Here is a 25,017-nt window from a genome sequence, read left to right on the forward strand (position 1 = left end):
CATAAAGGTGATAATATGATTAGTATAAAAAATTTGTCTTTTAAGTACGACTACGAAGATGAAAATGCAATTCAGATTTTAAAAGATATAAATTTAGAAATAAAAGAGGGCGAGTTTGTTGCCTTGCTAGGTCACAATGGGTCTGGCAAGTCTACCCTTGCCAAGTTAATAAATGGTCTCCTCTTGCCAGGCCAGGGCGACGTCCTTGTTGATGGAATTAACACCAAGAGCGAGGAAGAAATCTGGGACATAAGAAGGACTGCAGGTATGGTTTTTCAAAATCCTGACAACCAATTAGTTGCGACAATTGTTGAAGATGAAGTTGCCTTTGGACCAGAAAATATGGGCGTAGAACCCAGTGAAATAAGAAGAAGAGTTGATAGAGCCTTAGAAGATGTTGGGATGGCAGACTACAAGAAGAATGCGCCCCACCTTCTTTCTGGTGGACAAAAGCAAAGAGTAGCTATAGCTGGCATCCTTGCCATGTCTCCTAAGTATATAATTCTTGATGAGCCAACTGCCATGCTTGACCCAAGCGGCAGGAGGGAAGTAATGGATACCCTTATTAAGCTCAACAAAGAGGAAGGCAAGACAATTATTTTAATAACCCACTACATGGAAGAGGCTGCCATAAGCGACAGGGTTGTAGTAATGGAAGATGGCAGCATGGTCCTAAGTGGTACTCCAAGAGAAGTATTTTCTCAAGTTGATAAGATTAAGGGACTGGGCCTAGATGTTCCCCAAGTAACAGAACTTGCCTACGAACTCAAGAAAGATGGACTAGAAATTTCTACGGAAGTTTTAAATATAGAAGAAATGGTGAAGGAAATATGTCACTAATAGAAATTAACAACTTAAGTCATATCTATAGCCCAGGCCTTCCCTTTGAGAAAAAGGCTGTGGATGACATAAGCCTAAAGATAGAAGAGAATGAATTTATTGGCCTTATTGGGCACACAGGTTCAGGCAAGTCAACTTTCATCCAACATCTTAATGGACTTCTAAAGCCATCATCAGGTGAAATAATTATTGATGGAACTAGGGTGGATAAGTCAGGATCAAACTTAACTGACTTGAGGAAAAAAGTCGGTCTAGTCTTCCAATATCCAGAGTATCAACTTTTTGAAGAAACCATTGAAAGGGATATTGCCTTTGGACCAAGAAACTTAGACATAAGTGAAGAAGAAGTCCAAGAAAGAGTCAAGGCTTCTATGGAGTCCGTTGGTCTCGATTACGAAACCTATAAGGACAAGTCACCCTTTGAACTTTCTGGTGGACTCAAGAGAAGGGTAGCCATAGCAGGTGTCCTTGCCATGGAGCCCAAGGTTTTAATTTTAGATGAGCCAACAGCAGGTCTTGACCCAAGAGGTCGTGACGAAATCCTAAGTGAAATAAAAAGTATTCACGAAAATAGAAAGATCACAGTAATTTTAGTTTCCCACTCCATGGAGGACGTGGCAAAAATTGCTGAGAGAATTATTGTCTTCGACAAGGGAAAGGTCTTTTTAGATGGAGAGCCAAGGGAAATCTTTAGAAATGAAGACAAGCTACTTGGAGTTGGACTTGGCATTCCACAAATCACATCTCTTATGAGGACTTTAAAGAAGAAGGGTCTGGACATCAACGAAGATGCTATCACTGTGGAAGAGGCCAAGGAGTCTCTAAAAAAATATTTGAGAGGTGCTTCTAATGTTTAAAGATATAACAATTGGCCAATATTTTCCTGGCGAAAGCGCCGTCCACAAGTATGATCCAAAATTAAAAATGGTAACAATGATTTTATTTATATGTTCACTATTTTTTATAAAATCAGTTTTCATGTATGTGCCAGTAGTCTTATACTTGCTCCTTATAATATTAAATGCCAAGTTACCCCTTGGAATGGTCCTAAGGGGTCTAAAGCCACTTAAGTGGATTATCCTCGTTACTTTTATAATTAATTTGTTTTTCACACCAGGGGACCCAATTTACACTTTTAAATTTTTGAAAATCTCTCAAGAGGGAATGGACCTTGCAGTCTTCATGGGTATTAGACTTGTCCTCTTAGTTCTTGGAACAAGTTTATTAACTTACACAACTTCTCCAATTGAATTAACTGATGGGATTGAATCACTTTTGAGGCCCTTTAGGAAGATTGGAGTGCCAAGTCACGAGATCGCCATGATGATGACAATTGCCCTTAGGTTTATCCCGACCCTTATAGAAGAGACTGATAAGATTATGAAGGCTCAAATGGCAAGAGGGGCAGACTTTGAATCGGGAAATATTATTAAACGTGCAAAGAATTTAGTTCCACTTCTTGTGCCACTTTTTATTAACTCCTTTAGGAGGGCAGAAGAACTTGCCACTGCCATGGAAGCAAGATGCTACAGGGGTGGAGATGGAAGGACTAAGATGAATGCTTCGAAGATTGTGGGTAAGGATGTGCTAATTTTTCTTGGCAACCTAATCTTCTTTGGAATAATAGTTGTGGTTTCTAAGCTATGAAAAATATTTTAATAAAAATAAATTACGACGGGACTAACTTTCACGGCTTTCAACTTCAACCAAATGATAGGACTGTGGGAGGAGAACTAAATCTTGGAATAGAAAAAACTGTCAAACACCCAGTGAAAATTTTTTACGCAGGTAGAACTGACAGGGGAGTTCACGCTGAGGGGCAATATGCAAATTTTTATTCCGACACTACAATTGACATCGGAAATCTCCCCAAGGTTTTAAATTTTAACCTGCCAGAAGATGTCTCAGTTGTTGATGCCAAATATGTTCCCGATGATTTCCACGCAAGATTCGATGCAAAGCTAAAAAAGTATCGCTATGTGGTTTACAGGTCGAGGTACAGGCATGCTCTCTTACGCAATCGTGCCTATGAATATCCCTATGATGTTGACCCAGCTAGGATGAGGGAGGCACTTGCATCTTTAATAGGAGAGCACGACTTTAATTCCTTTATGGGACGAGGTGCCATAGTCAAAGACTCCATTAGGACCATTGAGCGAATTGATGTAATTGAAGATGGAGACTTTTTGTATTTTGACTTTGTGGCAAAGAGCTTTTTAAAAAACATGATAAGAATTGTAACGGGAACTGTCCTTGAGATAGGACGGGGCCAGAGAGAAATTGAATATATGAAGGAAGCCTTGGAGAAAAAATCTCGCAAGGCCGCTGGACCAACAGCACCTGCCTGCGGACTATACTTGTTAGATGTCAAGTATTAGGTCCTCGGGCTTTTTTTATTTTTATGACCTTGTAGAGTTTAATTCCTTTATAAAGATTTATGACTTGATATTTTCTTACAACTTCATAAGCTTTCACGACTTTATAAATTTTTACAAAGTCATAAAGATCTATGGCTTAATCCTTTCTCAAAAAGCTAGGGTTTTCTATTAAGTCACAATAAATTAATTTTTTATTCACAGACAATTATACTTTTAAATATCTTATTAAAAAAGTCATGCAAAGTGCAATAAATTGATAATATGAGAAGTATTTGGTATAATTATTTTAGTTAATTTGGAGGTGTAATAGTGGATAATAAATATCTTGTTAATGGTAATGAGGCAGAGGGTAAAGTTAAGATTTCTGAAGATGTTATCGCTACAGTTGCATCAGTTGCAGCTGAAAGTGTTGACGGCGTTGTTAAGGTTGGATCTAACTTCAAGTCTCAAGTTACTGACATTTTAAATACAAAAAATTTCAATAGGGGCGTCAGAGTTAATATTGGCGAAAGAGAAACTATTGTAGATGTATATATTACTATTGAATATGGAATAAAAATTGTTGAAGTATCTGAAAAGGTGCAAGAAGAAGTTAAAGAAGCTATTGAAAATATGACAGACTTTGATGTTGTAGAAGTGAATGTTCACATCTCCGGCATTGCTGTAAAAAATTCTGAAAAGACTGTTGTCAAATGAGTAGGAAGAGAGCAAGAATAGGGGCCATGCAGGCCCTCTTCTCCATGGACGTAAATGATGACTTTTCCACTGACAAACTAGATCTTTTTATGGAAAATCATGAATTCCAAGGGGACGAAGTTGACTATATCAAGAGGACTGTGCCAGACATTTTGGACAAGCTTGATCTAGTTGATGAGACAATAGAGAAGAATTTAAAGGGTTGGACTATGGCAAGACTTGCCAAGGTTGACAGGCAAATCCTCAGGATTGCTGTCTACGAATTTCTCTACAAGGATGATATTCCTGAAGAGGTTTCTATTAATGAAGCTGTTGAGATTGCAAGACTTTATAGTTCTGACGAAGCACCTAAATTTATAAACGGAATTTTGGGAACAATTTACAGGAGTTTTTAATTTGGCAAAGTCTGCTTTTAATGTAAGTGAACTGAATAATTACATCAAAAAGCTAATTTCTATGGACTATATCCTAAGGGATATTAACATAACTGGAGAGATTACAAATTTAAATTTTCACAAGAATGGAAATATATATTTTTCTCTTAAGGATAAGTTTGCCCGCATTGATGCCATGGCTAGCCAAGAGGATATAAAAATTAATTTATTCGATGGCGCCAAGGTTATGGCAAAGGGAACTGTCACTTACTATGAAAGGAGTGGCAGAGTTTTTTTATATATTAGCCAAATGGACCTTGATGGCAAGGGTAACCTCTATCAGGAGTATCTGGACTTAAAGGAAAAGCTCACTAAAGAAGGACTTTTTGACCCAAGACACAAGAAGAGCCTGAAGAAGTATCCATCAAGGATTGGGCTTATTACATCAACTAGCGGTGCAGCCATAAAGGATGTTATAAATATTTTTAGGAAGAGGAATAGGACTTGTGACATTTTAGTTTATCCAAGTCTTGTTCAGGGAGCCTATGCTGCAGAGTCTTTGATTGCTGGTGTGAAATATTTTAACGAGGAAGAGCCAGTTGACACCATTATAATTGCTAGAGGTGGGGGAAGCTTTGAGGACCTTTTCGTTTTTAATGACGAGGGTCTTGCAAGGGAAATTTTTGCCTCAAAAATCCCAGTGATTTCTGCTGTGGGCCATGAGGTGGACTACACAATTTGCGACTTTGTGGCAGATATGAGGGCGGCAACACCAACTAATGCGGCAGAGCTTGTGACCCTTAGTGAAGATGAAATTCTTTCTGAACTTGAAAAGAAGAAGTCTCAGCTTAATAATCTAATGGAGAGAAGACTTGATTACAATCGCCTAAGACTCCTAAACTTATACAAAAACATATCTATAAAAAATCAAATCTATAAGATTAATGAAAGGACTAGGGACCTACTAAGGGCTCATGCCCTTTTAAATTCTGCCATGAAAAAAATTATTGAGGGTCATGAGTATGATCTTCAAGAGAAAAGATTTTATTTGGGGAATTTTAAGCTCAAGGAGTCCAAAGAAATCGAAAATTATTCTTATAGGCTAAAAAATATTTCTGTAAATATAAATTCTAGGCTTAATAAGGACATTGAGATCCTAAATTTTGATAAAAAACTATTAAATTATTATTTTAAATCCTATGTTAATGACAATCATAGAAAATTTAAGCCTTTTGAAAAGTTTTTTGCCACTTACGACCTAAGTCTTAGGTTAAAGAATGAGAGAAACAGATTAAATCTCTTGAAGTTGGGACTTGATTCAGCCTTTGAAAAGATAAATAAGGTTGAAATCTTAGGAGCAGATGGTAAGAGTCTTAAGTCCGCAAGAGATGCAAGTCTTGGAGATATTATTTCTCTCAAGTTTAAGGATGGCAAGCTAGAATCCAAGGTTCAAAAGGTGGAAGTGAGGGATTAAATGGAAAGAGATTATGAAAGTTCCTTTAGGGAGCTTGAAAATATAATAAGGGAACTTGAGTCTAAGGACATTAGTCTTGAAGATTCCATTAAAAAATACGAAAAGGGAATTGAACTTTACAAGTACTTGAACAATACCCTAAAGGCCTATGAGGGCAAGATTAAAACTATTGCAGAAGAAAATTCTGAATTTATTGAGGACAAAAAAGATGAGAGATTTAGATAATTTACTAGAAAAATTTAATAATTATTTGAGCTCCCTACTTGAGTATGACAACAGCCCACAACACAAGGTTATTGACTCTATGAAGTACTCCCTCTTTTCTGGTGGCAAGAGGATAAGGCCTCTTCTTTCTCTTATAACTTTTTGTGAATTTTCTGAAGATTCTTTAGACAAGATTCTTCCCTTTGCAGCTGCAATTGAAATGATACACACTTATTCACTTATTCACGACGACCTTCCAGCTATGGATGACGATGACTTTAGAAGGGAAAAGCCAACAAACCACAAGGTTTACTCTGAGGGGATTGCAATCTTAGCAGGTGATGGACTCTTAAACATGTCTATGGAAATCCTCTTGAGACATATCGAAAATATTGAAGATCCTGAGGATCTAAAGCGTGCCATGAGGGCAATGAAATACATCTACAATGCCACAGGTGTAAATGGAATGATTGGTGGTCAAACAATTGATATAAGTAGGGACGTTGCTGATTACACAGAAGATGACTGTGAAAATATGTACAAGTTAAAGACTGGAGCCCTTATTAAGGCTTCTGTTGTAGTTGGTGGTATCATAGCAGGTCTTGACCCAGATAATATCACTAAGCTTGCAAGGTTTGGCGAGTCCATAGGTATTGCCTACCAATTTGAAGATGACCTCTTAGATGAAGAAAAGGATCCTGACAGTGGCGAGATTAATATGCTTCTCTTTAAGGACAAGGAAGACCTTCAAAATGAAATTATAGACTTAACTAATGGGGCCTATGAAGCTCTTGATGGTCTTGAACTTAAGGAAGATGTACTGAAGAATTTTGCAGCAAAACTTGTAAATAGGAGTAAGTAATGGCAAAAAAACGAGCAGATGTCTTATTAGTTGAAAAGGGCCTAATTGATTCAAGGGAAAAGGCCAAGAGGCTAATAATGGAAGGCAAAGTTTTTATAGGAACAGACAGGGTGGACAAGCCTGGGACCCAACTAAAGGAAGATGAAAAAATCTACATCAAGGGTCTTGAAGACTCCTTTGTGTCTCGTGGTGGTCACAAGCTTGAGAAGATGATCGATGATTATGAAATTGATCTTACTGATGCAGTTTGTGTTGACATTGGAGCTTCAACGGGAGGCTTTACTCACTGCATGCTAAAGCATGGGGCAAAAAAAGTTTATGCCATAGATGTTGGCTACAACCAACTTGACTACAAGCTAAGGATGGACGATAGAGTTGTCTCTCTTGAGAGGACCAACATAAGATATTTTGACAAGGATATAATAGAAGAAGATGTTTCCTTTATTTCTATTGATGTTTCCTTTATTTCACTTGAACTTGTTCTTCCTGTTGCCAAGGACATCTTGGGTCCTCAAGGTGAAATTGTCGCTCTTGTTAAGCCACAATTTGAAGCGGGCAAGGGAAAAGTTGGCAAGGGTGGAATTGTAAGAGACAAAAAAGTACATATTGAAGTAATAGAAAAAATAATTGACCTTGCAGGAGAGCTAGGATTTAATATCAAGGCTTTAACAAATTCTCCAATTAAGGGGACAAGTGGCAACATAGAATTTTTAATTTACTTGTCAAATTATGGAGAAGCTTCTGAGACTTTTGATGCCAAGGAAATTGTAAACAAGGCTTATGAAAATTTAAATGATTAGGTGAAATATGCTTTTAGAGTTAAATATCGAAAATTTTGCAATAATTGAAAATATGAAAATTGAATTTGAACCTGGTCTTAATGTCTTAACTGGAGAGACAGGTTCTGGTAAGTCAATAATCATAGATTCTCTTGGACTTGTTCTTGGTCAAAGGGCCAACAAGGACATTATAAAAAAGGGGAAGGACAGGGCCTTTATTGAGGCTGTTTTTTCGTCTTATGATGAGGAAACCAAGGACCTTCTTCTTGAATATGGCATTGAGTCAGGGGACCTAGTAGTTGTTTCAAAAGAAATTCGTGAAAAGGGTCCTACTATTACTAGGGTCAACAACAGGACAGTGACATCGCAAATCCTTTCAAAGATTTCAAGTCATCTAATCGATATTTTTGCTCAGCATGAATCCATTTCCCTTATGGATAACAAAAACCAGTTAAAATTAATTGATGACTTTTCTGGTAAGGACCAAGGTCAACTTCTTAGTAACTTAAAGGACCTTGTTCATGAGATAAATTCTTTAAAAAATGAGTACCATGATAAGTCTACTATGGAACAAAGTAAGGATAGGGAGATAGACCTGCTTGAATATCAAATAAAAGAAATTGAAGACGCTGGTCTAAGTGACTACGACGACGAAGAGCTTTATGATGACTTTAACGTCCTTAACAATATGACAGATACTTTGATAAAATTATCTGAAGCCAAGTCCCTAATCAATGAAGGCTACGAGACGTCTTCTCTTGAAGACATCTTAGACAAGGTAATTGCCAATGTAGTTGAAGTAACAAGATACAACAAGGACTTAAAGGAAGTCGAAGAAAACCTAGAAGACATAAGATTTAGGATTTCCGACATTGCCAAGGACCTCGACAGGTATGTAAGCTCTAGTGAAGTTGACGAAGAAAGACTTCAATTTTTAAGGGAAAGAATAGACCTTGTAAACAATTTAAAATTAAAGTATGGAAATAATGTAAAGACCATAAATTCTTTTTATGAAGAGATTAGTGAAAGACTTAGGTTTTTACAAAATTTTGAAGACAATTTAAATAAACTCTTAAAGAAAATTGAAGAGAAAGAAGCTGAAGCCACAGTTCTTGCAGAGAAGATTAGTCAAAACAGGAAAAAGACTTCAGAAATTCTTGAGAAAAAAGTTGAAGAAGAGATCAACAAGTTAAATATAAAGGACGCAAAATTTAAAATTGAAATAAAAGAAAAAGAACTTTCTTTTGATGGGATTGACAAGATTGAATTCTTAATTGCACCAAACCTTGGTCAAGACCTTATGCCAATGGCAAAGGTTGCATCTGGTGGTGAAATGTCAAGAATTATGCTTGGTTTCAAGTCCATAATTGCAGAAAAGGACAACATTCCAACTCTTGTCTTTGATGAAATAGATACGGGTATAAGTGGAAAGACAGCTCAGATAGTTGGCAATAAGATAAATGAAGTTTCAAAGGATAGACAAGTTATAGTAATTTCTCACTTGCCACAAATTGTTGCCCTTGCGGACACGCACTTTGCAATAAAAAAAGATGTGGTTAACAATAGCACAATTTCTACAATTGACAAATTAAGCTACGACGAGAGAGTTAATGAAGTTGCTAGATTAATTGGCGGAATGAATGTAAGTGAAATTGCAATTGAAACGGCAAAGGAAATGATTGGTGATTAAATGACAAATTCAAATTATGAAGAAAGAACTATGAAATCTACAAAGATTTTTGACGGTAAGGTCCTGCAACTTAGGGTGGATACTGTTGAGATGGAGGGACAAAAGTACACTAAGAGAGAGATAGTGGAAAGACATCCATCTGTAGGCATAGTTGCCATAACTGAAGATGATGAAATTGTTCTTATAAAACAATATAGGAAGGCCATTGACAAAGAGATTTATGAAATCCCAGCAGGAATGGTTGATTTTGGAGAGGAACCTCAAAAGGCTGCCTTGAGAGAGCTTAAGGAAGAAACTGGTTACGAGGCCAAAAAGTCTGACTATCTTGCAGAAATTTATTCTTCACCAGGTTTTACAAATGAAAAATTATTTATTTTTTATGCAGAGGACTTAAGTCTTGGCGACCAAGACCTTGATGAGTTTGAGCACCTTTCTGTTGAAAAGATAAAATTTGATGAGGCTCTTAAACTTGTTAATTTAGGCGAGATAAACGACTCAAAGAGTGTGGCAGGCATTCTTTACTACAATAACTTTAGGAGGAATAATGAATAAATCCATTGACTATATAAAAGAAAAAATTAAAAACCAACCTGAGATTGGTATTGTACTTGGATCAGGCCTAGGCGACTTTGCCGATGCCATTGAAGATAAAGTTGAAATTCCTTACACAGAAATTCCTGGTTTTCCAGTTTCAACAGTTAAGGGACACGATGGAAAACTAATTTTTGGTCACATAAATTCTAAGGAAGTTTGCGTAATGAAGGGAAGAATCCACTATTACGAAGGCTACGACATCAAGGAAGTTGTCTATCCAATAGAAGTTCTTGCAGGCCTTGGAATTAAAACTATAATTCTAACAAATGCAGCAGGTGGAGTTAACACTGACTTTGAACCAGCAGACCTTATGATTATCACGGACCACATCAACCTAATGGGCAAGAACCCACTTATTGGACCTAACGATGAAGACCTTGGACCAAGATTCCCTGATATGACAGACCTTTATAACAAAGAACTTGTTGAGATCGCAGAAAATTCTGCAAAAAAACTTGGCATAGACATTAAAGAGGGAGTTTACATGTACTTCACTGGACCTTCTTATGAAACTGCAGCTGAAGTAAGGATGGCAAGAATCCTTGGAGCAGATGCTGTTGGCATGAGTACAGTTCCAGAAGCAATTATTGCAAGACACAGGGGCTTAAAGATTTTAGGTATTTCAACGATTACGAACATGTCTACAGGTATTCTTGACACTCCACTTGATCACACAGAAGTTGTTGAAGTTGGGAAAGAAGTTGCAGGCAAGTTTAAAGAACTATTAAAAGAAATAATTGAGGAAATTTAATGAACTTTTTAGATATTATTCAAAAGAAAAAAGAAAATAAAGTTTTAAATCAAAGTGAAATAGAATTTTTTATAGAAAATTATGTAAAGGGAGAGATTCCTGACTACCAAGTTTCTGCCTTTTTAATGGCAATTTATTTTAATAAGTTAAACTTAGATGAAACTTATTATCTTACAAAGGCCATGATTGACTCAGGAGAAACTGTGGACTTATCAGAAGTTCCTGGTTCAAAAGTTGACAAGCACTCAACAGGTGGAGTTGGCGACACAGTTACCCTTGTCCTTGGACCCCTACTTGCATCAGTGGGACTTGTCTTTGCCAAGATGAGTGGAAGGGGACTTGGTCATACAGGAGGAACTCTTGACAAGCTTGAAGCAATTCCTGGATTTAACATAAATATTGGCGGAAGAGATTTTATTGAAATCCTAAAAAAATCCAACATTGCAGTAATTGGTCAAACAGAAAATATTGTTCCAGCAGATAAGCTTTTATATGCTCTAAGAGATGCAACAGCGACTGTAGATAATGTTAGCTTAATAGCATCTTCTATCCTTTCAAAGAAAATTGCACTGGGAACAGATGCCCTAGTTCTTGATGTTAAGGTTGGAAATGGTGCCTTTATGAAGGACCTTCCATCAGCAGTAGAACTATCAAAGCTAATGGTTGAACTTGGCAAAAAATTTGGAAGAAACACTAAGGCAATTATCACTAGCATGGAAGAGCCTCTTGGCGATGCCATAGGTAATAGCCTAGAGGTTATTGAGGCAATAAACATCCTAAAGGGCAAGAAGGAAGGTCACTTAAAGGATATTGCTCTAAGAATTGGTGCCAAGTTAATGCTAATGGAAGGCATTTCATCTTCTGAAGAAGAGGCAATAAAAGTTCTTGAAGGAAAGATAAGTGATGGATCTGCTGCCCTAAAATTCAAAGAAATGGTTGAGCTTCAAGGTGGAGACAAGACTTACATTGATGACACAGATAAATTTAAAAAATCTTCAATAATAAAAGAAATTTATGCAGAAGAGTCTGGCTACGTTAAATCCATTGAGGCAATTGAAATTGGAATTGCATCAAGAGACTTGGGAGCTGGAAGACATAAGAAGGGAGATGTCCTTGACTTAAGTGCAGGAATTTATCTTCACAAAAAAATTGGCGACCTTGTAGAAAAGGGCGACAAGCTTGCTACAATTTACACAGAAAAAGAAAATGAAGTTGAGGGAGCGATCCAAAGAATCAAGGCTGCCTATGCTTTTTCTGATAAGAAGGAAGATTATAAATTAGTTTTAGAAGGGATTGATTGAAATGAATAACTTAGATATTGTATCAATATTAATAAACATTATTGCCCTAATGGTGGCAATAATTCCTCACGAGATAGCTCACGGCTATGTGGCCTATCTCTGTGGAGATACAACTGCAAAGGATGACGGAAGACTTAGCTTAAACCCACTGCATCACATTGACCCTGTGGGTTTAATTTCTATGGTCATTTTTAGGTTTGGTTGGGCAAAGGCTGTGCCTATTAACCCTTATAGGTTTAAGGGAAATAGAAAAGTCGCATCACTTTTAGTTTCTCTTGCAGGAGTCTTTACTAACTTTGTACTTGGACTTATATCAGGGATAATTTTAGTTTACTTAAACTACAAGTCATCTGCCTTGGTGCCACTTTTCACATCAATCTTTTGGTACAATATTATGCTTGGCGTCTTTAACCTTGTGCCCCTTCCACCACTTGATGGGTCAAAGGTCTTGGCGACATTTTTGCCAGAAAATTTGGAATACAAGTTTTATAGGTACGAAAAATATTTTTACTTTGTATTAGTCATAATGATTTTTTCTGGACTTGTTGACAAATTTATTGGGCCAATTGTCTATGGAATAATCAATGGAATTATTTCTTTGGGAATTAATTTATGGAATACAATATTGTTTTAAAAACTTATGAAGGTCCAATGGATCTTCTTTTAGATTTAATAAAAGAAAATGAAATAGATATTTACGACATACCAATTTTTAAAATTACTGAAGAATTTTTAAAATACATTGAGAACATGAAGAAGTTAAACCTAACTCTCACTTCAGATTTTATTTTAATGGCTTCAACTCTTTTAGAGATAAAGTCCAAGATGCTTCTACCTAAGAAGGAGGACCTAGATGAAGAGGTCGAAGAGGAAGAAGACCCAAGGCAGGACTTGGTGGAAAGTCTCTTGGAGTATAAGAGGTACAAGGAAGCTTCAGAAATTTTAAAAGTTCAAGAAGAGTATGAGTCTAAGTCCTTTTACAAGCTTAGGACAGAAATTTTTTCCATGAACGAAATAGACTTCTTAAAGGATTCTAACGTGGATAAGCTTTCTCTTGCCTTTTTTAACATCTTAAAAAGATACAAGGACAAGGAAGTAGTTGGGATTGAAAGGGAGTACTTCAAGGTTGAAGATGCTGCCAGAAAGATTAAACTTGCCCTTCACAAGAATAAGGAAATAAAATTTAGCGAACTCTTAGTAGATATAGTTTACAAGGTGGATGTCATAACTTATTTTTTGGGCATGTTGGAACTAATTAAGAACGAGTACATCCTTGCAGAACAAAGCGATAATTTTGCAGATATTTTAATTAAAGAGAGAGAATACAATGGACAGGAACAGGCTGAAATCAATAATTGAATCAATTCTTTTCATCTGGGGCGACCCCATAAGTTTAGAGGACCTTGCATCAAGCTTAGAACTTAGGAAGGACTACGCAAGGGAAATCCTCTTAGAGATGAAGGAAAATTATAAAAATGAAACGTCAGGACTAAGACTTAGGGAAGTTGATGGGAAGTTTCAACTGGGAACTAAGCAAGAAAATGAACCCTATTTAAAAAATTTGATCCAAGAAAAAAATGAAAAAAATCTTTCAAAACCTGCCCTTGAAACTCTTTCTATTATTGCCTACAAGCAGCCAGTGACAAAGTTAGAGGTAGAGGAACTAAGGGGAGTTAATTGCGACTCAACTATTAAGGGACTTTTGGATTTTGATTTAATAGAAGTTTCTGGCAAATTAGATAGGATTGGTCATCCTAATCTTTATTCCACAACAGAAAAATTTTTACAAAAATTTGGCATGGAAAACTTGGAAGAGCTGCCTGACTTAAAGGAATTAGAGGAGGAATCTAATTGAGATTACAAAAATACATGGCTCACTGTGGAGCTGCATCGAGAAGAAAGTGCGAAGAGTTTATAAAGGAAGGACTTGTTAAGGTCAACGACAAGCTAGTGACAGAACTTGGAACAAAAATTGATCCCAATGTTGACAGGGTCTACCTTGATGGAAAAAGGCTAACACTTGAAGGCAAAAAAGTTTATATGATTTTAAATAAACCCATTGGAGTTGTAACATCTGCATCTGATGAAAAGGATAGGCCAACAGTAACAGACCTTGTGCCAGATGACTACAGGGTCTATCCAGTGGGAAGACTTGACATTGACACAACAGGTCTAGTCTTTCTTACAAATGATGGTCAACTTGCTAATATTATGATGCACCCAAGATATAAAATTGGGAAAAAATATATTGTAACTGTTGATGGAACTCCTAATGCTCGCGAGCTTTCTATCTTGAGAGAGGGACTTAACATTAGGGACTTAAAAACTTCTCCAGCAAATGTAAAGATTTTAAAATCCTTTAAACAAGATTCTATTATAGAAATTGAAATTTTTGAAGGACAAAACCATCAAGTGAAGAGGATGTTTGATTACATTGGCCACAAGGTTAAGAAGCTAAAGAGAATTTCCATGGGGGAAATTCAACTCTTAGACCTTGAACCAGGGAACTACAGATATCTTAGTGAAAAAGAAGTTAAGTATCTAAAGGGATTAAAATGATAGTAAAGGAAAAGTATTTTGAGATAGTGGATGAAGCCCTATCTCATAATTTTTTAGGAAAAATTGCAGTTGATGCAACTGTGGGCAAGGGCAATGATACCTTAAAACTCTTAAAGGCTGTTGGCAAAGATGGATTTGTCTATGGTTTTGATGTCCAAGAAGAGGCCTTAAGTAAGGCAAGAGACTTGTTAAAAGCCTATGACAATTATGAATTATTTTTAGATTCTCACGCAAACATAGACAGGCTTGAAAGTTTTGACCTTGTTATTTATAATCTTGGTTTTTTGCCAGGGTCTGATAAAAAAATTACAACCTTAAGGGAGTCAACTCTTGAGTCTTTAAAAAAAGCCACAGAAAAAATAAATGAAGCTGGAATAATAATTGTGGTTTCATACCTGGGTCACGAAAACTCTCTTGAAGAGAGAGAAGGTGTGGATGAATTCCTAAAGTCTCTTGATCAAAAAATCTTTAAGGTAGAGAAGAGAGAATTTTATAATCAAGAACACAATCCACCCATTGTTTACTTAATTGAGAAGAAGGTGACGAGATGAGAATAGGAATTATAGGAGGAGGACCTGCTGGCATGATGTGTGCCATTAAGGCAGGAGAAAATCATGAAGTTGTCCTCTTTGAAAAAAATGAAAAGCTTGGGAAAAAATTATTTATAACAGGCAAGGGAAGGTGCAACTTAACAAACTATGTAGACGAGAAAGAATTTATGAAAAATCTTGTGAGGAACCCTTCCTTTATGTTCTCGTCAATCTATTCTTTTTCTCCCTTCACAACTTACTATTACTTTGAAGACCTAGGTCTACCCCTAAAGGTTGAGAGAGGAGACAGGGTCTTCCCAGCAAGTGATAAGTCATCAGATGTTATAAGGACCTACGAAAAAAAGTTAAGACAAGTGGGCGTTGAAGTGAGACTTAATACAGAAGTGAGGTCTATAAAAAAAGATGGAGAGGTCTTCATCTTAAATGACAATGAAAAATTTGATAAACTTGTCATTGCAACGGGAGGGGTTTCTTATAAACTCACGGGTTCCACTGGGGACGGCTATAGGTTTGGAAAAGAATTTGGTCACAAGCTCGTTGAGCCTAAGCCAGGGCTAATTGGTATTAACCTTTCAAATAATTTTGACTTGGCAGGTCTTAGCCTAAAGAATGTTGAGTTAAGAGTTGAAAAAGATAAGAAAGTTATCTCAAGAGAGTTTGGGGAAATGCTCTTCACTCACAGGGGAATATCTGGTCCAATTGTCCTCACAACTTCAAGTAAAATTAATAGGACGGAGGACTTTGATCTATACTTGGACTTAAAGCCTGCGCTTACGAGTGACAAGTTAGACAAGAGAATCTTGAGAGACTTTGATGAAAACCAAAATAAAAATTTAGAAAATGTTATGAAAAATCTCCTTCCAAGAGATTTGATTCCTTATGTTCTTGATGAAGCAAAAACTTACGGTGACAAGAAGGTAAATCAAATTACGAAAGAAGAGAGAGAAGGGCTTGTTAAAACAATTAAAAATTTTAAATTAAGATTTGATAGCTTAGACGACATCAACAGGGCAATAGTAACTAGTGGTGGAATCGACGTCAAAGATCTTGACCCAAAGACTATGGAGTCAAAGCTTGTTAAAGGCCTATACTTTATTGGCGAAGTCATAGATGTTGATGGACTAACTGGCGGATATAATATTCAAGTTGCAAACTCAACTGGTTACTCCTGCGGCATCAATCTCTAAGCCTTTACTTATTTTCAAAAATAAAATATAATAAATAATGATAAGAGTCACTACAGAAAGTAGTGATTTTTTTTGGAGGTAAAAATGAAAATTGCAATAGATGGACCAGCAGGCTCTGGTAAAAGTTCCCTTGCAAAGGAAATTGCAAAGAGACTTGGCGTCCTATACGTGGATACAGGAGCAATGTATAGGGCAATCACCCTTAAACTTTTAAAGGAAGATGAATCTTCTTACGAAGAAATTCTTAAAAATACAAAAATATCTTTTGATGGAGATAAAATATTTCTTGATGGAAGAGATGTCTCAAAGGAAATAAGAGAAAATGAAATTTCCAACAAGACTTCAGAGATGTCCAAGAAGAAAATCATTAGGGACTATCTTGTGAAGATGCAAAGAGAAATTGCATCTGACAAGGACGTTGTCATGGAGGGAAGAGACATTGGATCAGTTGTCCTAAAGGATGCTGAGTACAAATTTTTCTTAACTGCTGATGTAGAGACTCGTGCCATGAGAAGATACAAGCAAATTGATGACGACAAGGTTAGCTTTGAGGAAATATTAGAGGACTTAAAGGTGAGAGACTACAATGACTCTCACAGAGCAAACTCTCCCCTAATTCAAACAGAAGATGCAATATTAATTGACAGTACAGACTTAAATGCTGAAGAGACAATTGAAAAAATAATATCTTATATAAAAAGGTGATTTATGTTTTATTTTGCTGTTAGAAATTTTGTGGGATTTTTCATAAGACACATTTATAGAATTGAGGTCTTAGGAAGTGAAAACATTCCACAAGATAGTGAAAGATTAATAGTTTGTGGCAACCACAAGTGCAACCTAGATCCTGTAGCCATATCGGCAGTTTTTGATAGACAAATTTTTTGGATGGCAAAGAAGGAACTCTTTAAAAATAAATTAATAGGTGGATTCCTATCTAAGCTGGGAGCCTTTCCCATTGATAGGGAGGGTAATGACCTGGCAGCCATAAAGAAGGCACTAAAAATTTTGAAAAATGAAAAGGTCCTAGGAATTTTTCCTGAAGGAACTAGGATGAAGGAAGTTGACTACAGTAGAATAAAATCAGGCATTGCCCTAATTGCACAAAAGACAAACTCGAGAGTCCTTCCAGTTTATATTGAGGGAGACTACAAACCCTTTAGGAAGACTAGGATTCACTTTAGGAAGCCTGTAATGATTAATAAGGAAATAAAATATTCTCCAGAAGAACTTGAAAATATTTCCCAAGACATAATGAGAATAGTGTATGGTGATGAAGTTAAATGGAAATTATTGTAGCTGACAAGTATGGATTTTGTGGCGGAGTAAAAAGAGCTGTTAAGATGGCCTTTGATAATGCAGATGAGGGAGTCTACTCCTATGGAGATCTTGTTCACAACGAAAGAGTTGTAAAGGAACTTGCTGACTTGGGAGTAGTGACAATTGACAAGACAAATGTAGAAGACTCAAAGGTTATAATAAGAAGTCACGGAGTCCATAAAAAGATTTTAGATGATCTAGAAGAAAAAAATAATGAAATAATAAATTGTGTCTGCCCTAAGGTAGAAAAAGTTTATAATATAGTAGATAATTTCTATAAAAAAGGTTATAATGTAGTAATTGTTGGGAATGAAGAACACCCTGAGGTGGTGGGAATTAATTCTCGATGCAATGACTCTGCAACAATTATTTCCAATTTGGAAGATATAAAAATTCCAGAGGGAAAGATAGTTATAGTCTCACAAACTACAAACAAGGTAGATTTTTTCGAAAAAGCAACAAATCTTATAAAAGATATTTCAAAAGATGAAGTTTTAGTTTATAATACTATATGTAATGCAACTTTCGAGAGACAAGAGAGTGTTAGATATTTATCGAAAAAAGTTGACGCCCTAATTGTTTTAGGCGGCAAAAAATCTTCAAACACAAAAAAACTTGCAGAAATTGCAAAATTAAATTGTAAAAATGTATTTTTAATTCAGTCCATTAGAGATATTGATTTAAATATATTTAAAAAATTTAATAAAATAGGTATTACCGCCGGAGCATCCACACCGGAATCGGTAATCAAGGAGGCTGTTAGTAGGATGGAAAATTTTGACAAAGGTGAGATGATGGAAGCCATCGAAAATTCTTTTAAAAGAATTAGACGTGGTGAAGTAGTAACTGGAGAAGTTTTATATATAACTGATTCAGAAGTAATGGTAAATCTTGGATACAGATCAGATGGTATCATTTCAAGAGATGAACTTGCAGGAGGACCTGATGTAAATCCTCAAGATCTTTATGAACAAGGTCAAGAAATTGACGTTTACGTTCTAAAGATGGACGATGGAGACGGCAATGTTGTTCTTTCAACAAAAAGAGTTGCTGACATGAAGGTTTGGGATGAAGTTGAAGAACTTTATAACAACAAAGAAAACATAAAAGTAACTGTTAAGAACCAAGTTAAAGGTGGACTAACTGCAGATTTCAGAGGACTTAATGCATTTATACCTGCATCTCATGTTTCTGTTAGATTCCAAAAAGATTTAAGCAAATTCATTGGAGAAGAATTCGAAACTGAAATTATCGACTTTGATAAGAGAAAGAGAAGAATTGTTCTTTCAAGAAAGAATGTACTTCAAGAAGAATTAGACAAGGTTCGTGACGAAGTATATGACAAGCTTAAAGAAGGAGACATTATCGAAGGAACTGTACAAAGATTAACTAACTTTGGTGCATTCGTAGATGTTGGAGGAGTAGATGGACTTATCCATATCTCTGAACTTTCTTGGAACAGAGTTAAACACCCTTCAGATGTAGTAGCACCTGGAGATGTAGTTAAGGTACAAGTTCTTAATGTAGATAAAGAAAAGAATAGAATCGCACTTGGACTAAAACAAACTATGGAAAAACCATGGGATGTATTTACTAATGAAGTTAAAGTTGGCGACGTTGTTAAGGGTAAGGTTGTAAACCTTCTTGACTTCGGTGCTTTCGTAAGACTTGAACAAGGCGTTGATGGTCTACTTCACGTTTCTCAAATCTCAAGAGAACACGTTGAAAAACCACAAGATAAACTTTCTATTGGTGAAGAAGTTACAGTTAAGGTAACTGACATTGATGAAGAAAATCAAAAGATTTCTCTTTCAATCAAGGCTCTAATTGAACCTGAAGAAAAAGAAGAAGGCGAAGAAGCAAAACCAAAGGAAAGAAAACCTAGAAGAGAAAGAAAAGCTCCAAAGAGAGAAAAGAAAATTGAAGAACCTAAACAAGATGACTTCAACATGACTATTGGAGAAATGCTAGGACTTAACTTCTCAGATGCAAATCTTGATGCTGATCTAGTTGATGAAGAAAATACAGATCAAGAATAATAATTCTTATTTGAATTTTAAATATCAAGAGACTCGCAAGCCGGGTCTCTTTTTTCTTGCAAAAAAACTGAAAAGGCAATTAAAAAGTTTTAAAAATATTTATAATTGTCATATCACTTGAAAACCTTTGCTTCTATGATATAATCAAATAAAGTATATAAGGAGGTAATTATGAATAAGAAAAGATTAACTTTGATTGTGCTCTTACTTATTGGTCTTCTAATGCCATCAAGTTTATTGGCAAAAAGTTTTTCTGATTTAATTTACAATATGGCTTAGGAGACTGAGCCATATTTTTTATGCCTCGTAAGTGAAAAAATTTTTTCATCTTTAATTTAAAATTTTCAGAAGCTATCTCCTTGAAGAACTAAAAAATTATGAGCTAGGTTTATAAAAATTTATAAAATAACACGTTAGACAAATAAATTGTTAAATTAAATGTTATAATGGTCTTATGAGATACATAATTTTTTTACTTATTTTTTTGACAGGCTGCAGGAGTAGCGAAGCTAAAATTTTAGACAAGGCAGTCCATAATAATCTTTCTGCAGAAATTATTTCTCTTGATGGGGAATATGGAAGTGAATTAAAAATTAAAAATAGGGACAGAGAATTTTCTATTGATGTAAGTGACATAAGACCTTGGAAGCTTGATTTTTGTAATGTGGATGGAGGTGAGATGGAGCTTGCACTTGGCGTTTATAAAAAGACGCCCTTTGATCAAAAATTTGACAGGAGGTGCTTCTTATATAACATTGACCTTAAAAACAAAAAGCTAAGACCAAAACTTAGAATTTCAAGATTATACAATCCCATTACAGATTTTAACTTGTGCGACCTTGATGGGGATGGTTATGACGAAATTATTTCCATAGAAAAAAACCTTGATGGCAATTATTTATTTGGTGTATATGACTGGACTAATTTTGCTGTCGAAAGAAATCATGGGAGTGAAGTCTTAAAAGACCAGCCAAAATTTTTAAACAAGGAGAAAAAAGTTGAGATAGATGGAAGCGAGAGAGAATTATATTTAGAAGGAGATGAAGTAAAATGGAAGTAAAGAAGAAAATAATTTTAACGTCACTTGTAGCGCTTTTGCTTTTGGCTGGCTGTAAAAATGATAAGGGAGTCTTGCCAGAAAAGGAAGCTGCAAAGATTGAACTTCAAGACACAAAATTTTTAGATGAAATGGAAAATAAAACCACTTATATTGATTACAAGCTTTCCGAATTCACACCAAGCCTTAAAGATTATAAGATTGCTGAAGATTTTTCCAATGTAGTAAATTTTTCTGAATTTGGAGATTTTACTCAAAAACAAAAAGAAATGCTAATAAAAAATGGATTCGTAATTACTAAGCCAAAAAATTTAGAAAACAATAAATACAGTGAAGATCCATGGAATTATGAATTCGACCAAATTCACCAAATTTATGAAGACAACGAATATAAAATCTTAGCAAGTTTTGTCACAACTGATTCAGTAACTCACATCTTCCACATTTTTTACGATGGATTTTTGAGAAATTTGGAAAAGGATGAGCTCTATCCAAAATCTCTTGAACTAAATAAAAACTTGCTTGCAGAAAATATAAATCTTTTAAGTGAAATAAAAAATGAAAAATTAAAAGAAATTCAAAATAGAAATATTGCCTTTATAGCCACTGGACTTAAGCTTTTGGGAAGTGAGCCTGAAAATTTACCTGAAGAAGCTAAGAAGATTTATGAAGAAGAGATAAAAAAAGCAAGCTCAGAAGAAATTACTTCTTCAGCTATAAGTGGAAGAGATGTAGATTTTTCACAACTTAAACCTAGGGGCCACTACACTAGAAGTGAAGAATTAAAAAAATATTTCTCAGGCACAATGTACTTTGGTCAAGTTGGACTTTTTATAGAGAATGAAGGAAAGCCTGATGAAGACAGTGTTTTGCAAGGACTACTTTTAACTCATTCAATTTATAAAAATCCTGAAATTTTAAAAACTTGGGAAGATTTAGTTGAGCCAATTGACTTTATGGTGGAGTCTGCTGATGACCTTTCTATAAGAGAATTTGCAAGGACTCTTTATGGTGTTTACGGAAAAGATTTTGATATTAACAAACTAGATGATAATAAAAATTTAAGCAAAGTTTACACAGTCTTGAAGTCCTATCCAGATCCACAAGTTGCAGGTTTTATGGGCAAGTCCTTTAGGTATATGCCACAAAGAGCTGTAATGGATAGCGTATTGATGCAAAATGTTGTGGATATTGCAGGTCCAAACCACCCATCTGATAGGCCAATTTATTCTGGCCTAGACCTTATGGCTTCCTTTGGAAATGAAAAGGCGAGAGAAATATTAGATAAGGATCCTTACAATTCTCACTGGGATAAGTACAAGGAAAGAACTGACGAAAATATTTCTATTGTGAAGAAGATGGAAGATTTAGACTGGCAAAAAAATATGTATCGTGGTTGGCTTTGGATGCTAAAGTCCTATGATCAAAAATTTGGAGAGGGCTATCCAATGTTTATGAAAAATGATGCTTGGGAAAGAAAGGACCTAGTATCTGCCCTTGGTTCTTTTGCAGAACTAAAACACGACACAGTGCTCTATGGCAAGGCAGTCATGGCTGAAATGGGTGGCGGAGGAGATTTTGAAATCCCAAAATCCTACGTTGAACCAAATGTTGAGCTTTATGAAAAATTAAATTGGCTTCTTGAGTTTACAAAGGTCAATTTAAAAAATCGAGACATGTTAAGTGAAAAGTATGAAGAAAAATTAAATAACTTCCAAGCCATGGTTGTAAAGTTTAGAGATATCTCTATTAAGGAACTTCAAAATGAGCCTCTTACTGAAGAAGAAATTATTGATTTACTTAACATTGGTGGAGAAATGGAAAGAATAATGGTTGACTTCGTTGAATCTTCTGATGAAAATAATATTTCTTATTGGTATGAAATCCAAAATGCAACTGACAGGAGGATGCCAGTAGTAGTTGACCTAATGAGAGTAGTTGAGAACAGCGTGGGTCTTCCTAAAGACGAAATCTCTCACATAGGAACAGGTAAGCCAATGGAAATTTTTGTAATCTATCCTCACCAAGATAAACTTTACATGGGCAGGGGAGGAACCTTCTCTTATTACGAATTTCTAAATAAGGAAAGACTTACTGACGAAGATTGGCAAAAGATGGTTTACAATGATGCAAGAGATTTTCCAAAATGGTATAAGGACCTTGTGACAGAAGAAAAGAAAGCAATAGAATTTCATAGTTATGGACCAGATTATGAAGAAAGCATGTATAAAGAGTAGTTAAAGAGGGCTAGCCCCTCTTTTTTTCTTGCAAATTTTTAAATTTGAAATTACTATGTGTTATAATACTTTGAGGTGATGATATGCTTTTAGATTTAGTTGAAAAGAGAAGAAGTATAAGAAAATTTACTGATGAAAAAGTTTCTGAAGAAGACTTGAGAGAAATCTTAACTATTGCACTTCATGCCCCAACGGCAAAAAACAGAAACCCAGTTAGATATATAATTATTAGAGATAAAAAAAGATTGGAAGAGCTTTCCAATTACAAGGTAAACAGTGCCAAGTTCTTGGCCGGTGCTGATGTGGCTATTGCTGTTGTAACAGATAGTGAGGTTGCACCAAACACCAACCACCAAGATGCATCTATTGCTGCAACATATATTTTACTTGCTGCTGCTGACTTGGACCTTGGAGCAACTTGGGCAAATGTTGTTGATGCCAAGCACGAAAGTGGAATTTCTTCCCAAGACTTCTTGCACAAGTTCTTTGACCTTGAAGACAAGTTTGATGTTGAGTGCATAATAGGCATAGGTCATCCAGCAGAAGAAAAGTCAGAGAAAGTTCCCTTTGAATATTCTGAAAATGTATTTGAGGATTTACATGATAAGCTTAAATAATTTAAATGAAACAGAAAAATTTGGAATCTTTCTTGGAGAAAACTTAAATCCAGGAGATGTTGTCTGCCTCAATGGTGACTTGGGATCAGGTAAGACAACCCTAACTAAATCTATTGCCAAGGGACTTGGGATCGATGACTATGTTACTAGTCCAACCTTTACAATCGTTAATGAATATTATGGCAAGACTGACCTTTACCACATCGACACCTATAGGTTAGATGAGAAAATTGATGTGGACTATCTTGGCTTTGATGAATATTTTTATTCTGATGGAGTTACTATAGTTGAGTGGGCAGAAAAAATTAGGGATGCCCTGCCAGAGGAATACATGGAGATAAATATTAAGTCCCATGATGATAAGAGGGACCTAGAGATAAATTATCTTGGAAATAGATTTGATAAATTGAAGGAGAAATTAGATGAAAGTTTTGGGAATTGATACTTCCACAAGGACAACTGCTATTGGACTAATTGAAGATGATGAGGTCCTAGCTGAATACAACTTAAGAGGTCGCGTTTCTCATTCAGAATCTGTGACAGATATGATTGAAGAGATTTTCAAAAAATTTGAATTTTCTTTAGATGACATTGACTTAATTGCTGTTGGCATAGGACCAGGATCCTTTACGGGACTTAGGATTGGAATCACTATTGCCAAGGTCTTGGCATTTTCACTTAATAAGGACTTAGTTGGAGTTTCATCTCTTATTGCCAATGGGATGTCAGACTACGGCAAGGTAGCAACTATTGTTGATGCAAGACGTGGAAATGTCTACGGATCTATAATTGATAATAAAGAAGAGCCAGAAGTTCTATTCGAAGACTCTCTCTTGCCCTTTGAAAAATTTAAGGAAGACTTAAACAAGTATGATGAGGTCACTCTTGTGGGGCTTGATGCAGAAAAGTTTTTGGGAGAAATCCCCCAAGGGAAATTATCCAAGAACAAGGGAATGAGGGGGACAAATATTGCAAGGCTAGGTCTAATAGAATTTAAAAAGAAGGGACCTGCAGATGTCTTTAATCTTGTCCCAAATTATTTAAAATTATCACAGGCAGAGGCCCAGTATGAAAAGAATCACGAGACTGGCAAATAAGTCTGATATAGATAGGATTCACGACCTTGAAGTCGAGAACTTCGAGAACCCCTGGTCAAAAAAATCTATTGAGAACGCCATAGTTTTTGATGAACTATCAGATATTTTAGTTGTAGAAACTGATGGCGACTTAGGAGGTTTCATTTCTTTTATGAGGATTTATGATGAGATCCACATAGGGAATGTTGCTGTTGGGAAGAAGTATCGTGGGCAAAAATTTGCAAATGACCTCTTTGAAGGTCTTATAGATCTTGCAGACAAGGGATCCTACAAGATAACCCTAGAAGTTGAAAACTCAAATAGGGTTGCCTTTAATTTGTATAAAAAGTTTGGATTTATTATCCAAGGAATGAGAAAAAATTATTATGGCATCGACAGGGATGCCTATATAATGTGGAGGGAGTGATGAG

The 25,017-nt window shown here is 35.7% G+C and carries 29 protein-coding genes; all 29 read left to right on the forward strand.

Annotated features, from left to right (window positions below; all coding sequences use genetic code 11):
* Positions 1 to 15 precede the first annotated feature (15 nt).
* The 29 genes from M9426_RS07590 (at position 16) to rimI (ending at position 25,013) form a co-directional block, all read left to right on the forward strand.
* Positions 16 to 840 carry an energy-coupling factor transporter ATPase gene (locus tag M9426_RS07590; RefSeq protein WP_250341843.1) on the forward strand — a complete coding sequence of 275 codons (825 nt, stop codon included), beginning with the start codon at positions 16 to 18 and terminating at the stop codon, positions 838 to 840.
* Entirely contained in the window at positions 831 to 1,697 is an 867-nt protein-coding gene (locus tag M9426_RS07595) for an energy-coupling factor transporter ATPase (RefSeq protein WP_250341844.1), read from the forward strand. The genes M9426_RS07590 and M9426_RS07595 overlap by 10 nt, the downstream gene beginning before the upstream one ends.
* Complete coding sequence (locus M9426_RS07600; RefSeq protein ID WP_250341845.1) at positions 1,690 to 2,487, forward strand: energy-coupling factor transporter transmembrane component T family protein; 798 nt, start codon at positions 1,690 to 1,692, stop codon at positions 2,485 to 2,487. The genes M9426_RS07595 and M9426_RS07600 overlap by 8 nt, the downstream gene beginning before the upstream one ends.
* Positions 2,484 to 3,218, forward strand: a complete 735-nt coding sequence (truA, locus tag M9426_RS07605; RefSeq protein ID WP_250341846.1) for a tRNA pseudouridine(38-40) synthase TruA — start codon at positions 2,484 to 2,486, stop codon at positions 3,216 to 3,218. The genes M9426_RS07600 and truA overlap by 4 nt, the downstream gene beginning before the upstream one ends.
* Positions 3,219 to 3,527: 309 nt before the next feature.
* Positions 3,528 to 3,914, forward strand: coding sequence for an Asp23/Gls24 family envelope stress response protein (locus M9426_RS07610; RefSeq protein ID WP_005955958.1), 387 nt, complete (start codon positions 3,528 to 3,530; stop codon positions 3,912 to 3,914).
* Positions 3,911 to 4,309: a transcription antitermination factor NusB gene (nusB, locus tag M9426_RS07615; RefSeq protein WP_060799975.1), complete on the forward strand. Its 399-nt coding sequence runs from the start codon at positions 3,911 to 3,913 to the stop codon at positions 4,307 to 4,309. Before M9426_RS07610 ends, nusB begins: the two co-directional genes overlap by 4 nt.
* A 1-nt stretch (position 4,310) precedes the next feature.
* Positions 4,311 to 5,762, forward strand: a complete 1,452-nt coding sequence (xseA, locus tag M9426_RS07620) for an exodeoxyribonuclease VII large subunit (protein WP_250341847.1) — start codon at positions 4,311 to 4,313, stop codon at positions 5,760 to 5,762.
* The gene (gene xseB / locus M9426_RS07625; protein ID WP_060799977.1) at positions 5,763 to 5,987 is read left to right on the forward strand and encodes an exodeoxyribonuclease VII small subunit; all 225 of its coding nucleotides are present in this window, start codon (positions 5,763 to 5,765) and stop codon (positions 5,985 to 5,987) included.
* Entirely contained in the window at positions 5,971 to 6,828 is an 858-nt protein-coding gene (locus M9426_RS07630; RefSeq protein WP_250341848.1) for a polyprenyl synthetase family protein, read from the forward strand. The genes xseB and M9426_RS07630 overlap by 17 nt, the downstream gene beginning before the upstream one ends.
* Positions 6,828 to 7,628 carry a TlyA family RNA methyltransferase gene (locus M9426_RS07635; RefSeq protein ID WP_250341849.1) on the forward strand — a complete coding sequence of 267 codons (801 nt, stop codon included), beginning with the start codon at positions 6,828 to 6,830 and terminating at the stop codon, positions 7,626 to 7,628. The genes M9426_RS07630 and M9426_RS07635 overlap by 1 nt, the downstream gene beginning before the upstream one ends.
* A 7-nt stretch (positions 7,629 to 7,635) precedes the next feature.
* Positions 7,636 to 9,297, forward strand: coding sequence for a DNA repair protein RecN (gene recN, locus M9426_RS07640; protein ID WP_250341850.1), 1,662 nt, complete (start codon positions 7,636 to 7,638; stop codon positions 9,295 to 9,297).
* Positions 9,298 to 9,849, forward strand: coding sequence for an NUDIX hydrolase (locus M9426_RS07645; RefSeq protein WP_250341851.1), 552 nt, complete (start codon positions 9,298 to 9,300; stop codon positions 9,847 to 9,849). It abuts the gene before it with no gap.
* Positions 9,842 to 10,642, forward strand: coding sequence for a purine-nucleoside phosphorylase (locus M9426_RS07650; RefSeq protein WP_250341852.1), 801 nt, complete (start codon positions 9,842 to 9,844; stop codon positions 10,640 to 10,642). The genes M9426_RS07645 and M9426_RS07650 overlap by 8 nt, the downstream gene beginning before the upstream one ends.
* The gene (locus M9426_RS07655; RefSeq protein ID WP_250341853.1) at positions 10,642 to 11,943 is read left to right on the forward strand and encodes a thymidine phosphorylase; all 1,302 of its coding nucleotides are present in this window, start codon (positions 10,642 to 10,644) and stop codon (positions 11,941 to 11,943) included. Before M9426_RS07650 ends, M9426_RS07655 begins: the two co-directional genes overlap by 1 nt.
* 1 nt (position 11,944) lies before the next feature.
* Positions 11,945 to 12,577: a site-2 protease family protein gene (locus M9426_RS07660; protein ID WP_250341854.1), complete on the forward strand. Its 633-nt coding sequence runs from the start codon at positions 11,945 to 11,947 to the stop codon at positions 12,575 to 12,577.
* Positions 12,556 to 13,302: a segregation and condensation protein A gene (locus M9426_RS07665; RefSeq protein WP_250341855.1), complete on the forward strand. Its 747-nt coding sequence runs from the start codon at positions 12,556 to 12,558 to the stop codon at positions 13,300 to 13,302. Before M9426_RS07660 ends, M9426_RS07665 begins: the two co-directional genes overlap by 22 nt.
* On the forward strand, positions 13,271 to 13,798 hold the full coding sequence (scpB, locus tag M9426_RS07670; protein WP_005955854.1) for an SMC-Scp complex subunit ScpB: 528 nt from the start codon (positions 13,271 to 13,273) through the stop codon (positions 13,796 to 13,798). Before M9426_RS07665 ends, scpB begins: the two co-directional genes overlap by 32 nt.
* On the forward strand, positions 13,795 to 14,502 hold the full coding sequence (locus tag M9426_RS07675) for a pseudouridine synthase (protein ID WP_250341856.1): 708 nt from the start codon (positions 13,795 to 13,797) through the stop codon (positions 14,500 to 14,502). Before scpB ends, M9426_RS07675 begins: the two co-directional genes overlap by 4 nt.
* The gene (gene mnmM, locus M9426_RS07680; protein WP_250341857.1) at positions 14,499 to 15,053 is read left to right on the forward strand and encodes a tRNA 5-(aminomethyl)-2-thiouridylate-methyltransferase MnmM; all 555 of its coding nucleotides are present in this window, start codon (positions 14,499 to 14,501) and stop codon (positions 15,051 to 15,053) included. The genes M9426_RS07675 and mnmM overlap by 4 nt, the downstream gene beginning before the upstream one ends.
* Positions 15,050 to 16,240 (forward strand): BaiN/RdsA family NAD(P)/FAD-dependent oxidoreductase, encoded by a 1,191-nt coding sequence (locus M9426_RS07685; protein WP_250341858.1) that lies wholly within the window; start codon positions 15,050 to 15,052, stop codon positions 16,238 to 16,240. Before mnmM ends, M9426_RS07685 begins: the two co-directional genes overlap by 4 nt.
* 84 nt (positions 16,241 to 16,324) lie before the next feature.
* Entirely contained in the window at positions 16,325 to 16,945 is a 621-nt protein-coding gene (cmk, locus tag M9426_RS07690) for a (d)CMP kinase (protein ID WP_250341859.1), read from the forward strand.
* A 3-nt stretch (positions 16,946 to 16,948) separates the two neighbouring features.
* Positions 16,949 to 17,539 (forward strand): lysophospholipid acyltransferase family protein, encoded by a 591-nt coding sequence (locus M9426_RS07695; RefSeq protein ID WP_250341860.1) that lies wholly within the window; start codon positions 16,949 to 16,951, stop codon positions 17,537 to 17,539.
* Complete coding sequence (locus tag M9426_RS07700; RefSeq protein WP_250341861.1) at positions 17,524 to 19,599, forward strand: bifunctional 4-hydroxy-3-methylbut-2-enyl diphosphate reductase/30S ribosomal protein S1; 2,076 nt, start codon at positions 17,524 to 17,526, stop codon at positions 19,597 to 19,599. Before M9426_RS07695 ends, M9426_RS07700 begins: the two co-directional genes overlap by 16 nt.
* A 454-nt stretch (positions 19,600 to 20,053) precedes the next feature.
* Positions 20,054 to 20,659 (forward strand): hypothetical protein, encoded by a 606-nt coding sequence (locus M9426_RS07705; protein WP_250341862.1) that lies wholly within the window; start codon positions 20,054 to 20,056, stop codon positions 20,657 to 20,659.
* Positions 20,650 to 22,893 carry a DUF3160 domain-containing protein gene (locus M9426_RS07710; protein WP_250341863.1) on the forward strand — a complete coding sequence of 748 codons (2,244 nt, stop codon included), beginning with the start codon at positions 20,650 to 20,652 and terminating at the stop codon, positions 22,891 to 22,893. Before M9426_RS07705 ends, M9426_RS07710 begins: the two co-directional genes overlap by 10 nt.
* Positions 22,894 to 22,976: 83 nt before the next feature.
* On the forward strand, positions 22,977 to 23,510 hold the full coding sequence (locus tag M9426_RS07715; protein ID WP_250341864.1) for a nitroreductase family protein: 534 nt from the start codon (positions 22,977 to 22,979) through the stop codon (positions 23,508 to 23,510).
* On the forward strand, positions 23,494 to 23,952 hold the full coding sequence (tsaE, locus tag M9426_RS07720) for a tRNA (adenosine(37)-N6)-threonylcarbamoyltransferase complex ATPase subunit type 1 TsaE (protein ID WP_250341865.1): 459 nt from the start codon (positions 23,494 to 23,496) through the stop codon (positions 23,950 to 23,952). The genes M9426_RS07715 and tsaE overlap by 17 nt, the downstream gene beginning before the upstream one ends.
* Positions 23,933 to 24,607 carry a tRNA (adenosine(37)-N6)-threonylcarbamoyltransferase complex dimerization subunit type 1 TsaB gene (gene tsaB, locus M9426_RS07725; RefSeq protein ID WP_250341866.1) on the forward strand — a complete coding sequence of 225 codons (675 nt, stop codon included), beginning with the start codon at positions 23,933 to 23,935 and terminating at the stop codon, positions 24,605 to 24,607. Before tsaE ends, tsaB begins: the two co-directional genes overlap by 20 nt.
* On the forward strand, positions 24,579 to 25,013 hold the full coding sequence (gene rimI / locus M9426_RS07730) for a ribosomal protein S18-alanine N-acetyltransferase (RefSeq protein WP_250341867.1): 435 nt from the start codon (positions 24,579 to 24,581) through the stop codon (positions 25,011 to 25,013). The genes tsaB and rimI overlap by 29 nt, the downstream gene beginning before the upstream one ends.
* Positions 25,014 to 25,017: the final 4 nt, after the last annotated feature.

Source organism: Peptoniphilus genitalis (assembly GCF_023614525.1).
GTDB lineage: Bacteria > Bacillota > Clostridia > Tissierellales > Peptoniphilaceae > Peptoniphilus_A > Peptoniphilus_A genitalis.

What these genes read in the sequence shown, in the direction of transcription:
- M9426_RS07685 (WP_250341858.1), top strand. Translation starts at nt 15,050, where the DNA reads ATGAGAATAGGAATTATAGGAGGAGGACCTGCTGGCATGATGTGTGCC.
- M9426_RS07710 (WP_250341863.1), top strand. Translation starts at nt 20,650, where the DNA reads ATGGAAGTAAAGAAGAAAATAATTTTAACGTCACTTGTAGCGCTTTTG.
- M9426_RS07645 (WP_250341851.1), top strand. Translation starts at nt 9,298, where the DNA reads ATGACAAATTCAAATTATGAAGAAAGAACTATGAAATCTACAAAGATT.
- M9426_RS07695 (WP_250341860.1), top strand. Translation starts at nt 16,949, where the DNA reads ATGTTTTATTTTGCTGTTAGAAATTTTGTGGGATTTTTCATAAGACAC.
- mnmM (WP_250341857.1), top strand. Translation starts at nt 14,499, where the DNA reads ATGATAGTAAAGGAAAAGTATTTTGAGATAGTGGATGAAGCCCTATCT.
- M9426_RS07655 (WP_250341853.1), top strand. Translation starts at nt 10,642, where the DNA reads ATGAACTTTTTAGATATTATTCAAAAGAAAAAAGAAAATAAAGTTTTA.
- M9426_RS07595 (WP_250341844.1), top strand. Translation starts at nt 831, where the DNA reads ATGTCACTAATAGAAATTAACAACTTAAGTCATATCTATAGCCCAGGC.
- cmk (WP_250341859.1), top strand. Translation starts at nt 16,325, where the DNA reads ATGAAAATTGCAATAGATGGACCAGCAGGCTCTGGTAAAAGTTCCCTT.
- nusB (WP_060799975.1), top strand. Translation starts at nt 3,911, where the DNA reads ATGAGTAGGAAGAGAGCAAGAATAGGGGCCATGCAGGCCCTCTTCTCC.
- M9426_RS07700 (WP_250341861.1), top strand. Translation starts at nt 17,524, where the DNA reads ATGGAAATTATTGTAGCTGACAAGTATGGATTTTGTGGCGGAGTAAAA.
- M9426_RS07600 (WP_250341845.1), top strand. Translation starts at nt 1,690, where the DNA reads ATGTTTAAAGATATAACAATTGGCCAATATTTTCCTGGCGAAAGCGCC.
- M9426_RS07650 (WP_250341852.1), top strand. Translation starts at nt 9,842, where the DNA reads ATGAATAAATCCATTGACTATATAAAAGAAAAAATTAAAAACCAACCT.
- M9426_RS07705 (WP_250341862.1), top strand. Translation starts at nt 20,054, where the DNA reads ATGAGATACATAATTTTTTTACTTATTTTTTTGACAGGCTGCAGGAGT.
- rimI (WP_250341867.1), top strand. Translation starts at nt 24,579, where the DNA reads ATGAAAAGAATCACGAGACTGGCAAATAAGTCTGATATAGATAGGATT.
- M9426_RS07715 (WP_250341864.1), top strand. Translation starts at nt 22,977, where the DNA reads ATGCTTTTAGATTTAGTTGAAAAGAGAAGAAGTATAAGAAAATTTACT.
- M9426_RS07660 (WP_250341854.1), top strand. Translation starts at nt 11,945, where the DNA reads ATGAATAACTTAGATATTGTATCAATATTAATAAACATTATTGCCCTA.
- truA (WP_250341846.1), top strand. Translation starts at nt 2,484, where the DNA reads ATGAAAAATATTTTAATAAAAATAAATTACGACGGGACTAACTTTCAC.
- M9426_RS07590 (WP_250341843.1), top strand. Translation starts at nt 16, where the DNA reads ATGATTAGTATAAAAAATTTGTCTTTTAAGTACGACTACGAAGATGAA.
- M9426_RS07630 (WP_250341848.1), top strand. Translation starts at nt 5,971, where the DNA reads ATGAGAGATTTAGATAATTTACTAGAAAAATTTAATAATTATTTGAGC.
- xseB (WP_060799977.1), top strand. Translation starts at nt 5,763, where the DNA reads ATGGAAAGAGATTATGAAAGTTCCTTTAGGGAGCTTGAAAATATAATA.
- tsaE (WP_250341865.1), top strand. Translation starts at nt 23,494, where the DNA reads ATGATAAGCTTAAATAATTTAAATGAAACAGAAAAATTTGGAATCTTT.
- M9426_RS07665 (WP_250341855.1), top strand. Translation starts at nt 12,556, where the DNA reads ATGGAATACAATATTGTTTTAAAAACTTATGAAGGTCCAATGGATCTT.
- tsaB (WP_250341866.1), top strand. Translation starts at nt 23,933, where the DNA reads ATGAAAGTTTTGGGAATTGATACTTCCACAAGGACAACTGCTATTGGA.
- scpB (WP_005955854.1), top strand. Translation starts at nt 13,271, where the DNA reads ATGGACAGGAACAGGCTGAAATCAATAATTGAATCAATTCTTTTCATC.
- recN (WP_250341850.1), top strand. Translation starts at nt 7,636, where the DNA reads ATGCTTTTAGAGTTAAATATCGAAAATTTTGCAATAATTGAAAATATG.
- M9426_RS07635 (WP_250341849.1), top strand. Translation starts at nt 6,828, where the DNA reads ATGGCAAAAAAACGAGCAGATGTCTTATTAGTTGAAAAGGGCCTAATT.